This window comes from Anaerocolumna sp. (assembly GCF_032079385.1).
GTDB lineage: Bacteria > Bacillota > Clostridia > Lachnospirales > Lachnospiraceae > Anaerocolumna.
Genome location: NZ_DAMAUC010000004.1, coordinates 58119 through 72607 on the forward strand (window position 1 = coordinate 58119; position 14489 = coordinate 72607).

The 14489-nt window shown below is 36.5% G+C and carries 13 protein-coding genes and 1 other annotated feature; of the genes, 10 read left to right on the forward strand and 3 right to left on the reverse strand.

Annotation, left to right across the window (positions count from 1 at the left end; translation table 11 throughout):
• The first annotated feature begins 127 nt into the window (after positions 1-127).
• The 9 genes from RT261_RS04845 (at position 128) to RT261_RS04885 (ending at position 11257) form a co-directional block, all read left to right on the forward strand.
• Complete coding sequence (locus tag RT261_RS04845; protein ID WP_313130073.1) at positions 128-1165, forward strand: ABC transporter ATP-binding protein; 1038 nt, start codon at positions 128-130, stop codon at positions 1163-1165.
• Positions 1166-1170: 5 nt separating this feature from the next.
• Positions 1171-1980 (forward strand): ABC transporter permease, encoded by an 810-nt coding sequence (locus RT261_RS04850; RefSeq protein WP_334308244.1) that lies wholly within the window; start codon positions 1171-1173, stop codon positions 1978-1980.
• Positions 1981-1984: 4 nt separating this feature from the next.
• Complete coding sequence (locus RT261_RS04855) at positions 1985-2761, forward strand: ABC transporter permease (protein WP_313130078.1); 777 nt, start codon at positions 1985-1987, stop codon at positions 2759-2761.
• Between the two features lie 267 nt (positions 2762-3028).
• Positions 3029-3278: a binding site (T-box leader), on the forward strand.
• Between the two features lie 75 nt (positions 3279-3353).
• Positions 3354-5348, forward strand: coding sequence for a methionine--tRNA ligase (metG, locus tag RT261_RS04860; RefSeq protein ID WP_313130080.1), 1995 nt, complete (start codon positions 3354-3356; stop codon positions 5346-5348).
• Between the two features lie 52 nt (positions 5349-5400).
• Positions 5401-6165, forward strand: coding sequence for a TatD family hydrolase (locus RT261_RS04865; RefSeq protein WP_313130083.1), 765 nt, complete (start codon positions 5401-5403; stop codon positions 6163-6165).
• 180 nt (positions 6166-6345) lie between these two features.
• Positions 6346-7221: a 16S rRNA (adenine(1518)-N(6)/adenine(1519)-N(6))-dimethyltransferase RsmA gene (gene rsmA, locus RT261_RS04870; RefSeq protein WP_313130085.1), complete on the forward strand. Its 876-nt coding sequence runs from the start codon at positions 6346-6348 to the stop codon at positions 7219-7221.
• 210 nt (positions 7222-7431) lie between these two features.
• Complete coding sequence (locus RT261_RS04875) at positions 7432-8667, forward strand: 6-phosphofructokinase (protein WP_313130088.1); 1236 nt, start codon at positions 7432-7434, stop codon at positions 8665-8667.
• A gap of 194 nt (positions 8668-8861) precedes the next feature.
• The gene (locus RT261_RS04880; protein WP_313130091.1) at positions 8862-10682 is read left to right on the forward strand and encodes an ABC-F family ATP-binding cassette domain-containing protein; all 1821 of its coding nucleotides are present in this window, start codon (positions 8862-8864) and stop codon (positions 10680-10682) included.
• A 128-nt stretch (positions 10683-10810) separates the two neighbouring features.
• Positions 10811-11257 carry a GatB/YqeY domain-containing protein gene (locus RT261_RS04885; RefSeq protein ID WP_313130093.1) on the forward strand — a complete coding sequence of 149 codons (447 nt, stop codon included), beginning with the start codon at positions 10811-10813 and terminating at the stop codon, positions 11255-11257.
• A gap of 126 nt (positions 11258-11383) precedes the next feature.
• Here RT261_RS04885 and RT261_RS04890 read toward each other — a convergent pair whose 3' ends face one another.
• Together RT261_RS04890 and RT261_RS04895 are read right to left on the reverse strand one after the other, a co-directional pair.
• Positions 11384-11911, reverse strand: coding sequence for a GNAT family N-acetyltransferase (locus RT261_RS04890; protein WP_313130096.1), 528 nt, complete (start codon positions 11909-11911; stop codon positions 11384-11386).
• A gap of 78 nt (positions 11912-11989) precedes the next feature.
• On the reverse strand, positions 11990-12166 hold the full coding sequence (locus RT261_RS04895; RefSeq protein ID WP_313130099.1) for a hypothetical protein: 177 nt from the start codon (positions 12164-12166) through the stop codon (positions 11990-11992).
• 239 nt (positions 12167-12405) lie between these two features.
• Between RT261_RS04895 and RT261_RS04900 the strand changes: the two genes are divergently transcribed.
• Entirely contained in the window at positions 12406-13887 is a 1482-nt protein-coding gene (locus RT261_RS04900) for a DUF6128 domain-containing protein (RefSeq protein WP_313130101.1), read from the forward strand.
• A gap of 56 nt (positions 13888-13943) precedes the next feature.
• On the opposite strand, the gene RT261_RS04905 is transcribed toward RT261_RS04900, so the two are convergent.
• Positions 13944-14486 carry a GNAT family N-acetyltransferase gene (locus RT261_RS04905; RefSeq protein ID WP_313130104.1) on the reverse strand — a complete coding sequence of 181 codons (543 nt, stop codon included), beginning with the start codon at positions 14484-14486 and terminating at the stop codon, positions 13944-13946.
• Positions 14487-14489 lie beyond the last annotated feature (3 nt).

A 14489-nucleotide genomic window follows, 5' to 3' on the forward strand; every position in this document is an offset into this window, starting at 1 on the left:
CAAGAAGATCAGACCGCTTGGCAAGATATTTAGAGATACCAGTGTATATAAGGCATTTCACCATTATGGAGGTGCCCGCTGATGCATGGAGTATTTCACACAAATATTACTACCAGGAGGAAATATAATGATTCAAGTGGAACACATTAGCAAGACCTTTCAGGTCGCAAGGCGTAATGCCGGTTTTGCAGAGGCTTTTAAGGCCCTGTTCAACAAACAGTATGAATACGTAAAAGCACTGGACGACCTGTCATTTACTATTAATGATGGTGAAATGGTCGGATATATAGGACCTAACGGTGCAGGTAAAAGCAGTACAATTAAAATCTTAAGCGGAATTCTTACACCTGACAGCGGAACCTGCCTGATAAACGGAAGAACCCCGTGGAAAAATCGGGTAGCCCATGTACAGGATATCGGTGTTGTTTTCGGACAACGTACTCAGCTCTGGTGGGACGTCCCGGTAATTGATTCTTTTGAATTACTTCGGGATATTTATAAGATTCCGAGTCTCAAGTATAAGGATAAATTAGAGGAACTAATTACCCTTTTAAATCTGGAGAAAATCATCAAAACCCCAACGAGACAACTGTCCTTAGGACAGAGAATGCGCTGTGAAATTGCAGCTTCTTTATTACATGACCCCAAAATATTATTTCTTGACGAACCAACCATTGGACTGGATGCAGTATCTAAAATTGCGGTGCGCAACTTTATACTGGATATGAATAACCGGCACAAGACCACGGTTATTTTAACCACCCATGATATGCAGGATATTGAGGCACTGACCAAAAGGATTATTCTGATTGGAAAAGGAAAAATTCTATTAGACGGCAGTCTTCAGGATATGAAAAAAAGGTTTGCAGGACACAAAAAATTAATATTGGAATATGAAGGACCGAACTTAGAGCTATGTAATGGTATGGTTTTAGTACCGGATGAAACAGGTGTTGCTTCTAAGAAAGAAACGGAGAAGGTTTATAAGCCGGGAATATATGATTCAGTAAAAAAACATAGTATTATTGATATCGATACGGAAAAAATACAGGTTTCAGAAGCAATTGGGAAATTATCAGCTCAGGTAGATATAAAGGACATTTCCATATCAGAAGCCTCTATTGATGAAGTTGTTGTTAAACTTTATAAAGAGTATGAAATATAGGAGGTATGGGTGTGAAAAAATATCTCTCTTTCTTTCGTTTGCGTTTTGTAAATGGACTTCAATACAGAGCGGCAGCCTTAGCGGGTATTGCCACCCAGTTTACCTGGGGGATGCTTGAGCTATTGCTGTTTAAAGCCTTTTATGAAGAAGGCAGCAGTGAATTCCCAATGGCCTTTTCCGCACTCGTTTCCTACATTTGGCTGCAGCAGGCGTTATTGGCTTTATTTATGACCTGGTTTTTAGAAAATGAAATATTTGATACCATTAAGAATGGCAATATTGCATATGAGCTGTGTAGGCCTATTGATTTGTATAATATGTGGTTTACAAGAAGCATAGCCAACCGGTTATCCAAAGCAGTATTAAGAAGTATGCCTATTCTGATAATTGCAATTATTATACCGGAACCTTACCGGCTCCATTTGCCAAAAGATATCCTTTCAGCCATATGGTTTCTTATTACGTTGATTTTGGGCTGTCTGGTGGTAGTTGCATTCTGCATGTTAGTCTATATCAGTACGTTTTTTACAATATCCCCTATGGGAGTCCGAATGGTAGCCATTTCTGTAGTGGAATTCTTTTCAGGTTCGGTAGTTCCGCTGCCTTTCCTTCCAGATAATATTAGGATGGTTGTGGAGCTCCTTCCCTTTGCCTCCATGCAAAATGTCCCTTTGCGTATATACAGCGGTGATATAGCCAGTATAGATATATACAAAAAAGCTGCTTTACAGCTATTTTGGCTCGTGATGTTGGTGGCTATGGGTAAATTGCTGACAAAAAAAGCTGCTAAAAAAGTGGTGGTTCAGGGAGGGTAAAGGTATGAAACTATATTTACGTTATTTTACAATACATCTAAAAAGCGTAATGCAATATAAGACCTCCTTTTTATTAACAGCTATAGGACAATTTTTAGTTTCCTTTAACGTATTTTTAGGAGTCTATTTTATGCTTCAAAGATTTTATAGAGTCAAAGGCTTTACTTTTAGTGAGATTCTCCTTTGTTTTTCAATTCTGTTAATGGGATATACCTTAGCGGAATGCTTTGCAAGAGGTTTTGATACATTCTCCTCTACCATCAGTAACGGTGATTTTGACCGGATTATGGTAAGGCCCAGTAATGTAATGCTGCAGGTCCTTGGAAGCAAAATTGAATTTACCAGAGTGGGAAGGATGCTTCAGGCAATTGTCATGTTTATATATGGCATTCACAACAGCCAGGTAGACTGGAATTTTAATAAAATTATAACGGTAATATTTATGATTATCGGCGGAGCGGTTTTATTTACAGGAATTTTTATTATATATGCAGCATTTTGCTTTTTTACTATAGAAGGCTTGGAGTTTATGAATATATTCATAGACGGTGCCAGGGAATTCGGCAAATATCCGGTGAATATTTATGGAAAAAGAATACTTCAAATTACTACTTTTATTGTGCCTTATGCACTGATTCAGTATTACCCTTTATTATATATATTAGATAAGGACGGAAAGGACTGGTACATGTTTCTGCCACTTCTTGCGATTTTATTTATAATACCCTGCTATTGCTTCTGGAAGATGGGTATAAGACATTATAAATCCATAGGGTCATGATAATCGATTATAATTGTAAAAGGATAAAATGCGAAGTAGCTTATTATTTATATTAATGGACCTAAGTAGTATTATAGATATATTTGTTATATAATAACAATATATTAAATCTGAAGTGAATGAACAAATAGATGTTTTAATTTCTTTCTGACTCTAAAAACACCAACGGTTGACAAATTAAAAACCGCGTGCTATGCTAAAATATATTAAAAATGGGTAGAATAGCATAAATACTGTTCTACCAGTCGTTTTTTATAACTTTATATTTTAAATGCTGGGAAAAGAAGAGAAGCATGGAATTATGTACAGAGAGTCCCCCATAGCTGAGAAGGGGTCATGAGGATATGTGGAAGATGGTCTTGGAGCTGCCCACTGAGAGAAATGATTCTTTAGGCTGGGACGGGAGCACCCGTTATAGTGATTAGTTGTAACAGGCGTAAGCTGGAAGCAATGACAGAGGGTTTGGGAGACCAGACTGAATTAAAGTGGTACCACGGGATAATCTCTCGTCTTTAAATTATTTAAAGGCGGGAGTTTTTTTATGTATGATTTATTTAGAGAAAGAAATACTCACTTATAGGAGGAGATTTGAATGAGTAAAAAACCATATTACATTACAACAGCCATTGCATATACATCCGGAAAGCCTCATATCGGTAATACCTATGAAGCTGTGTTAGCAGACAGTATAGCAAGATTTAAAAGACAACAAGGATATGAAGTATTCTTCCAGACCGGTACGGATGAACACGGACAGAAAATTGAGAATAAAGCAGCAGATGCAAAGGTTACACCGAAGGAATTCGTTGATAAAATATCCGGACAGATTCAGTCCATATGGGATCTAATGAACACCTCTTACGATAAGTTTATCCGTACTACCGATGACTATCATGAAAAACAGGTACAGAAGATATTTAAGAAGTTATATGAGCAAGGTGATATTTATAAAGGTTGTTATGAAGGAATGTACTGTACTCCTTGTGAATCCTTCTTTACAGCTTCACAGCTGGTAGACGGAAAATGTCCTGACTGCGGCAGAGAAGTGCAGCCTGCAAAAGAGGAAGCCTATTTCTTAAAACTTAGCAAATATACAGATCGTTTAATTGAACACATTAATACTCATCCTGAATTTATTCAGCCGGAGTCCAGAAAGAATGAGATGATGAATAATTTCCTTCTTCCGGGATTACAGGATCTTTGTGTATCCAGAACCTCTTTTAAATGGGGTATACCTGTGGATTTTGACAACAAACATGTGGTGTATGTGTGGATAGATGCTCTAAGTAATTACATTACCGGACTTGGATATGATGTTGACGGTAATAACGGCGACTTATATAATAAATTCTGGCCTGCTGATTTACATTTAATTGGAAAAGATATTCTGCGTTTCCATACCATTTACTGGCCAATTATGTTAATGGCACTGGATTTACCACTACCCAAGCAAATATTTGGCCATCCCTGGTTATTACAAGGGGAAGGCAAGATGAGCAAATCCAAAGGAAATGTTCTATATGCCGATGAATTGGTGGACTTCTTTGGAGTAGATGCAGTCCGCTATTTTGTATTACACGAAATGCCTTTTGACAACGATGGTGTAATAACATGGGAGTTAATGGTGGAAAGAATGAATTCCGAACTTGCTAACACATTAGGAAATTTGGTTAACAGAACTATTTCCATGTCCAATAAATACTTTGGAGGTGTTGTTGAGCATACAGGTGTAAGAGAAGAAGTAGATAAGGAATTAATGGATTTAGTTCTGGAAACTCCTAGGAAAGTAGCGGCTAAAATGGAGCAGCTTAGAGTGGCAGACGCTATTTCTGAAATATTTACGTTATTTAAGCGATGTAATAAATATATTGACGAAACAATGCCTTGGGTATTGGCAAAAGAAGAATCTACGAAACCTCGCCTTGCAACCGTATTATATAATCTGGTGGAAAGTATCTGTATTGGTGCAAGTTTATTAAAATCCTTTATGCCGGAAACTTCAGCTAAAATTTTAACTCAGTTAAATACAAGAGTAAGAACCGTTGATGAATTAAAAGAATTTGGTTTATATGCCAATGGAACGAAAGTGACTGATAAACCGGAAATCCTTTTTGCACGTTTGGATGTAAAAGAAGTTTTAGAAAAAGTGGAAGCCAAAAAAGCAGAAAAGGCAAAGCAATCAGGAGAAGCAGCAGATAGTGCAGCAGGTGCAAATAATGTGGACTCAAAAGAAGGAACTGTTATTGACATTCCAAGTAAAGAAGAAATTACCTATGATGACTTTGCAAAACTACAATTTCAGGTAGGTGAAATCATTGCCTGTGAAGCTGTTCCTAAGTCCAAAAAACTACTTTGCTCTCAGGTTAAAATTGGTTCTCAGGTTAAACAAATCGTATCCGGTATCAAAGCTTATTATTCACCGGAAGAGATGGTTGGAAAGAAAGTAATGGTGGTAGTTAACTTAAAGCCAGCTAAATTAGCAGGAATTTTATCGGAAGGAATGCTGTTATGTGCAGAAGACGAAAATGGTAATCTGTCCATGATGGTACCGGAAAAAGATATGCCTGCAGGAGCTGAGATTTGCTAAAGCAGTATCTTGATTTGCATTTCGAAGGCTATTGAAGGCATGGAGGATTACTATGATATTTGAAACACATGCTCATTATGATGATGAAGCATTTGAACAGGATAGAGAAGATGTACTAAAGAGTTTACAGCAAAGCGGAATCAGCTTTGTTGTAAACGTATCTGCCAGTTTAGAATCCGTAAAAACTACTTTGGATTTAACCAGACAGTATCCTTTTGTCTATGGTTCTGTAGGAGTGCATCCTGATGAAACCAAGGATTTAAATGAAGAAAACTTTGCATGGTTAAAGGAAATGACAAAAGAGCCTAAGGTAGTTGCAATAGGAGAAATTGGCTTAGATTATTATTGGGATGCCACGGACCGGGAAGTTCAAAAAATGTGGTTCGACAGACAAATGGAACTGGCTAAGGAAATAAACCTTCCTGCTATTATTCATAGCAGGGAGGCAGCAAAAGATACCCTTGATATGATTACTGCTTCCGATTTAAAGAAAGTGGGAGGTATTATACATTGTTTCTCCTATGGAAAAGACATCGCAAAAAGTTATCTGAATATGGGATTTTATTTGGGAATCGGCGGTGTGGTAACCTTTAAGAATGGTAAAAAATTAAAAGAAGTAGTGGAATATGCACCCATTGAACAATTGGTATTAGAGACAGACAGCCCCTATCTGGCACCGGAACCTAACAGAGGGAAGAGAAATACCTCCCTGAATTTAATCCATGTGGCGAAAGAAATTGCCAAATTAAAAAATATGGATTATGAAGAAGTAATTGCTGTTACGGAAGAGAATGCAAAGAAACTGTATAAACTTTAAAGCAATTATTATAGATTCTTGCTTTCGATAAAAATACTAATTTAGATAAGTATAGCAACAGCATAAATAATAACACATAATAAAAAAGAAAGAAGTTAGGTTGAAAAATGAAATTCTTTCAACCGGAGATTTGTGCATAGCACAAAGTCTCCAGACTTTGAAAGGAGCAAGTTTATAGTAATGGCTAAACTAGGGAATCCCAAAGAAACCATTGAAGTTTTAAATAAATACCAGTTTGTTTTCCAAAAGAAGTTTGGACAAAACTTTCTGATTGATACCCATGTACTGGACAAAATCATCAAATCAGCAGAGATTACAAAAGAGGATATGGTCTTGGAAATAGGCCCGGGAATAGGAACGTTAACACAGTATCTTTGTGAAGCTGCCAGAGAAGTAGTGGCAGTAGAAATCGATAAATCTTTGCTTCCCATACTTGAGGATACCCTTTCTGATTATGACAATGTTACCGTAATAAATGAAGATATTTTAAAGGTTGATATTAACAAATTGGTGCAGGAAAGAAATAACGGAAAACCAATTAAAATTGTAGCAAATCTTCCTTATTATATTACTACCCCCATAATCATGGGACTATTTGAAGCTCATGTTCCTGTTACCAATATAACAGTTATGGTTCAAAAAGAAGTGGCTGATCGTATGCAGTCAGGTCCGGGCAGTAAAGACTATGGTGCACTATCCCTTGCAGTACAATATTATGCCAAGCCATATATTGCTGCCAATGTACCGCCAAACTGTTTTATGCCAAGACCTAATGTGGGTTCCGCAGTGATTCGATTAACGCTTCACGGGCAAAGACCCGTTGATGTAAAAGATGAAAAATTGTTATTTCAGATTATAAGGGCTTCCTTTAATCAAAGAAGAAAGACCTTGGTCAATGGCCTGAATAATTCTCCAGAGATACATTTGCCAAAAGATATTATATCGGAATCCATACAGGAGTTAAACCTGACCCCTTCTATTCGCGGAGAGGCCTTAACTTTAGATCAATTTGCAAAATTAAGTAATATCATTTATGATAAGACTAACGAAATATAAATGGAAAGAATGTTAATTCATAAGAAAAAGCATCTTCCCAATTTGCTTTAAGATGCTCCCTAAGGGGTATTCTTTGGAAGGTTGAAAGGAAATATACAAATAGAAAGGCTGCCACGAAGCTATTCTTTCAATCCGTTTATTTGTGGCAGTGTCATATCGGGCAGCAGAGTACATACCTGAATGAAGATGTGATATGTAATAGGTACAAAAATGATAGGAAATGTGATGGTTGGTCAATCGGGAGGACCTACCGCAGTGATAAATTCCAGTTTGGCTGGTGTTTTTAAAACTGCTAAGGATAAGGGCGTAAAAAAAGTATACGGCATGTTAAACGGAATACAGGGACTTTTAGAAGAAAGGTATATTGACCTGGAGCAGGAGCTGAAAAGCCAAGTGGAAATAGAATTATTAAAAAGAACCCCCTCTTCCTATTTGGGTTCCTGCCGTTATAAATTACCGGAGGCAAAGGACAATTCACAGGTTTATGATAAAGTTTTTCAGATATTAAAGAAGCTGGAGGTAGAATATTTCTTCTACATTGGCGGAAATGATTCCATGGATACCATCATGAAATTATCCAAATATGCGGCCTCCATAGGAAGCAATATTCGTTTTATGGGAGTTCCTAAAACTATTGATAATGATTTGGAAGCTACGGATCACACTCCCGGATATGGCAGTGCAGCTAAGTATATTGCAGCCACAACAAAAGAATTAATAAGAGACAGTTTAGTTTATGATCAGAAGAACTTAACCATTATTGAAATTATGGGACGTAATGTTGGCTGGTTAACAGGAGCAGCGGCTTTATCCAAAGGAGATGACTGTGAAGGACCGGATATGATTTACGTTCCTGAGTTAGTTTTTGATATGGATGATTTTATGGTAAAATTGGAGCAATTGCAAAAAGTAAAAAAATCCGTTGTTATAGCCATATCGGAAGGTATTCATTTAGCAGACGGCAGATATGTATGTGAATTGGTAGATCGTGCTACCTATACCGATAATTTTGGACATACTTTATTAAGCGGATCAGGTAATTATCTGGCCAATAAAGTTTCCTCTGAATTTGGCTGTAAAGCACGTTCCATTGAGCTAAACACCATACAAAGAAGTGCTTCCCATCTAGCCTCTCTGGTGGATATCAATGAAGCCTTTATGGCTGGAGGCGCTGCTGTAGCTGCTGCAATTGCAGGAGAAACTGGCAAAATGATAATCCTAAAGAGGATATCAACCAGTCCTTATCTGTGCGTTACAGATGTTTATGATATTAATAAAATTGCTAATCTGGAGAAAAAGATTCCAGCCGGCTGGATTGGCGAAGACGGAATATCTGTTACAGATGAATTTTTAAATTATGCAAGACCATTGATTCAGGGAGAATTGACTCCATATATGGTGGACGGGCTGCCAAGGCACTTGGTCTATTCTAAAACGAATAGTTAGGTGAAAGAATATTAAGCAGATGTCATTCTGAGCCGAAAAGGCGAAGGATCTCATGGTCATAAGAGATTCTTCGCCTTTCGGGCTCAAAATAACATAAACCAGGCAACTTGATTGGCATATGAATGAGGGCTAAAGGGAAATATATGTAGAAAGATTCTTTTTAGTTTTTATTCATAATAGAAATGGGGATAAGAATGAATTTATTAAATATGGAAAAAATGAGTAAAAGCTATACGGAGAAAATCCTCTTTGATCAAGTAACTTTAGGAATTAATGAGGGTGATAAAATCGGCGTTATTGGAATTAACGGAACCGGTAAATCTACTCTGTTAAAGATAATATCAGGTATTGAGGAGCCCGATGAAGGCAGTGTGGTTAAGGGAAAAGCAGTAAGGGTGGAGTATCTTTCCCAGACACCGGATTTTGATGAGAATCTAACTATTTTAGAGAATGTAGTAGTTGGAAAAAAAGCAGAAGAAGAGTATCGGAACTTGGAAGGGGAAGCCAAAGCCATGCTTCAAAAATTGGGAATTAATGATTTTGATGGCAGAATTGATGTACTTTCCGGAGGTCAGAAGAAACGGGTCGCTTTGGTTCGTACCTTGTTAACACCTGCAGAGATACTGGTGCTGGATGAGCCTACCAACCATTTGGATAATGACATGGCAGAGTGGCTGGAAGAATACCTGATTAAATATCAGGGTGCTTTTATTATGGTTACTCATGACCGTTATTTCCTTGATAAGGTTACCAATAAGATTGTAGAAATTGACAAAGGAAGCATTTACACCTATATAGCCAACTACACCAAATTTCTGGAGCTGAAAGCGGAACGTGAAGATATGGAAATGGCTACGGAACGTAAAAAGAAGAGCCTGTACCGAATGGACCTGGAATGGATGATGCGTGGGGCAAGGGCGCGTTCTACCAAACAAAAGGCACATATACAACGTTTTGAAGAATTAAGGGATAGAAAAGTAATTGAAAAGCAAAAGAACGTTGAGATAAATGCCTTATCTTCCAGGCTTGGTAGAAAGACCATTGAAATCGACCATATCAGTAAGACCTTCGGGGATAAAAAATTATTTGAGGACTTTACTTATATTTTCTTAAAAAATGATAGGATCGGAATTGTAGGTCCAAATGGTTCCGGTAAAACAACCCTTTTAAAGATAATCACAGGTAATTTAGAACCGGACAGCGGCTCTGTTGAAACCGGTGAAACCGTAAAAATAGGTTATTTTTCTCAGGAAAATGAATATATGGATCAAAACCAAAGAGTCATTGATTATATTCGGGATGTGGCAGAATATATTGAGACCAATGATGGCTCGGCCTCTGCTTCTCAAATGCTGGAACGATTTCTATTCACCGGTTCCATGCAATATTCACTAATATCAAAACTATCCGGTGGTGAAAGAAGAAGACTTTATTTACTTAAAGTACTTATGGAAGCACCTAATATACTTATATTGGATGAGCCCACCAACGATTTGGATATTCAAACATTAAGTATTCTAGAAGATTACTTAGATAGTTTTGATGGTATTGTTATAACCGTTTCTCATGATAGATATTTCTTAGATCGAATTGTGGAGAGAATCTTTGCATTTGAGGATAAGGGTGTTATCAAGCAATACGAAGGTGGTTTTAGTGATTATAAAGAGGCTTGCAGAGAAGAGGAAGATGCATCGTCCATTACGGCAAAGCCTAAATCAAATGAGACAGATGATGTCAGCGTTACTTCCAAAGGGAAACCAAAGGAAACTAAATTAAAGTTTTCTTATATGGAACAAAAAGAGTATAATGAAATAGACGAAGTGATTGCCAAATTAGAAACCGATATTGAAGATTTGGATAAACAAATAGAAGAGTCCTCCACCAACTATACTAAGTTAAATGAATTAATGGAACAGAAAGAGAAACTAGAAAAAGGGTTGGAAGAGAAAATGGATCGTTGGGTTTATCTTAACGACTTGGCAGAACAAATAGAAAATGCTAAAATCAAAAATTAAAAAGGCGTTAAAGTGCTTGAATCGAGGTTAGGTCGAAAAAACGAGTTTTTTCAACCGGCAATTTGTGCGGTCGCACAAAATTGCTGTCATTATTAAAATGGTGCTAAAGCACCGGAATCGAGGTTATTATGACAAAAATAGAACTAGTTAGAGCTGAGATGGTTAAAGCCATGAAAGAGAAGAACAAAGGAAGAAAGGATGCTTTATCTGCTCTTCTCACTGCTCTTAAAAATGCAGCCATTGATAAACGGGCTGACTTAACAGAAGAGGAAGAAAATGCAGTTGTATTAAAAGAAATCAAACAGCTGAAAGAAACATTGGAATCTGCACCTGCTGACAGAACAGAGCTTATAGAAGAATGTAAGTTAAGAATAGAAGTTCTTTCTGAGTTTGCGCCTCAGTTTATGAGTGAAGAAGAAATTAAGAAAGTAATTCAGGAGGTTCTAAATGAACTTGGAATTATGGAGCCGACCGCTAAAGACAAGGGTAAAATTATGAAAGAACTTATGCCTAGAGTTAAAGGAAAGTCTGACGGTAAAGTTGTTAACGATTTAGTTGCAGGTATGTTCAATTAATAATATTTGGGATGTTTTGCCTGCTTAGAGTTGATTATGACCTTCGGGAGTACGGGATATATGTAACTCACGAAGGTCGATTTAAGTTTTGAAATATTTATCTCTATGTATTAAAAACAACTATACTTATAGGATTTTTTCGTATAGTTTAAACCAATCTAAACCATATGAGCTATATCCCAGGTCTATGGTATCAATATATTTGAAACCACTTTTTTCATATAACTGAATGGCTGGCTGATTTTTTTCGTAAACATCTAAGCGAAGTGATTTCATATGTTTATTTTTCCCGTATTTTACAGCAAAATCTATTAGTTTTTTTCCTACTCCACAGTGCAGATATTCAGGATGAACAGTTAAAGTATGAATAACAAAAACATCGGAATAATCGGATTCAAATTCCCATTTCGCTTTTTTATATTCTTCTTCCGGTTCCTGTTTTAGAATAATAGAACCGATAATTCTGTCATCATATTTCGCAACAAACAAATCATTACTGCTAATGCCATTAATTGCATTTTGACGAACTGGATATACGCCTTTTTTCCAACCGGGATAATTTATATTCTTTTCTAAATAATCATTTAAATCATTATAGAGTTGTTCTAATTCGTCAATGTCATTTATAGTTGCTAATTGCATTACAATATCCATACAAGTATCCTTTCGGCTATATAATTTTATTTAATTATTTGGAGAACTTGCAACAGAAGGTATTGGGTGTCAAAATACCTATAGTTGAAATCCATATTTATTAACACCAAAGGAAGGATATTTCCCCCGACCTCCATTAACAAGAACCAGAAAACAATCCGGGTCATTGGTACTGATGGAATAATCCATTCCGTTATTATCAAAGTTCATACCAATAATGGTATTACTTTTTCTATGTATAAAGCTTGTACACATTTTAAACCTCCAAAATTATATGGATTTATTGCTAATATTTATATAAACATATTCCACCATGAATTAAGAATTGTCAATATCTTTATTAGTGGAGGTCCATTTTTATCTCTTATTTTATATTGGCATATTTTATCTTTTTTAAGAATATATTTATATGAAAATAGTAGTGCTATGATTGAGTATACTTATCTTAGTTCTATTGTATACAATCAGTGCACAGTATAAAGAGGGAGTTGAATATGCCTGACTATAGAAGATTAGTTTCATACATTTACAATTATGAAGATGGTAAGAAAAGAAACAACGTTGGGTATGCCAGGATTGAAGCACGTAATGGATTGTGCAAATGTACACTTCATATCACTGCCCCCAGCTTAAACGATAAACAATTAAAAGTTTATTTTTTTAGGCGAGACAATGGTGGACTGGATGGTATACAAATAGGTACCATGTCAATAAGAAGCGGTGCAGGTGATCTGAAAGTTCAAACGAATTCAGATCGTATCATGAATTCACCCTATAGTATAGAACATATGGGCGGAATGGTATTATACCTTTCCGATTCCAAATTTTTCGCAACAGAATGGGATGATCAGCCAATTAATATGGAAGTCGTTTCGACCTTAGGGAAAAAAGAAACGGTTAAAGCGGCAGAAAAAGAGCCGGAATTAGTTAAGAATGAAAAAAAACCTGAATTGGCGGAAGCAAATACTAACAAGGAAAAAGAAGATGTTAAAGAAGTTGAGACTGAAGAATATGACATTAAAAAAGACTCGGGGACAAAAGCTTACGAAGTAAAAGAAAGCCCAAAAGCAGATTCTGCCAGTATAAAAAAAGCGGTAGAAACAGTAGGCTGTGACGTAAAAGGTGATACAAAAACAGAAATATCAGAAGTAAAAAAGGAAGAAGAATTCCTTAAAGAGAAAGGACCGGAAGTTGCAGAGACAAAAGGGGAACCTCAGCCAGTTAATCAAGAAATAAAGAATACAAAGGAAGCTGATAAAGGCGAGTTGAATGTGGAGAATCTTCTTAAATTAGCTGCTGCTATTACAGGGCAAATCAGCCCGAAACCGGATACTTTGGAACAACAGGTTTCTGCAGAGTCTAAGCCAATTGTTTCTAACCAACCGGCAACAGAGGAAAAAGCAGAGGATAAGAATAGTACCATTGGTAATGTCACCCCGATTGCTTTAGCAGAGACCAACTGTACGCCCGGAAGAAATCTGGAAAGAGACAGATGGGAAGATGAAATGACAAGAAAGTATTACGAGAGAGAAAGTACCGGTAATAATATGCCGGACAATAGTGACAGGGAGAGACAGGATAGAAGAGAAAAATTAGTAAAACCGTTCTTTGAAGACCATCCTACAGCCAAGTATTTGTTTAATAATTTTCAAAGAATGTATCCATTCGAAGACAATGAGGTTGCCTGGTGTGTTAAAATAGAGCCTCAGGATATAGGAATGCTTCCAATGGAATCCTGGGTATTGGGTAATAATAGTTTTCTTCTTCATGGATATTATAGTTATCGCCATTTGATTTTTGCAAGATTAAATGATGACAAAGAGGCCAGATATGTATTAGGTGTACCGGGAATATACCATAACCGGGAAAAATTTATGGCCAGAATGTTTGGATTTGAGAATTTCAAAAGTATTAAGAGAAGAGATCGCAGATCTGGAGAATTTGGATATTGGTATGTTCCTATAATGCTGAACTGAATCTCGTATAATAATAAGACCCTTGCTTTTATACTTGAGCAGAGGGTCTTAATTTTTTAATCATTATTGATACAGGCATATCTTGCATGATCCTGCCACTGTCCATTTACTTTAATGCTGGAGACAGCTAAGCCTTCGTAGGAAAATCCAAGTTTTTCAATTAAATGTATGGAGGGGAGGTTAGAAGGCATGATATTTGCCTCAATTCTGTGTATATTGTATTCCTGAAACAGAACATTCATTCCTGCCTGAATACTTTCAAAAGCATAACCCTTTCCGGTATGGTTTTGATCAAATTTATAACCGATCTGACAGGAAGAATAAGGTCCCCGTAAAATGTTATAGAAATTAACGGTTCCAATTATAGTATGTAAGTCTTCCTGCTGAAAAACCCAAAAGCGTAATGCTTTCGATTGGAGTATTAAGTTATATTCTATGGATAAAGTAACACGCTGATAGGATATGGTATAAAAATTAGGATCTCTCTCTGGTTCCCAGGGTTCAAAGAAACTCTTATTATTTTCATAAAAAGCCAATACTTTATCTGCTTCCGAATTAGGTAAGATACTTAATACAAGACGGTTTGTATAATTGGTCATCTG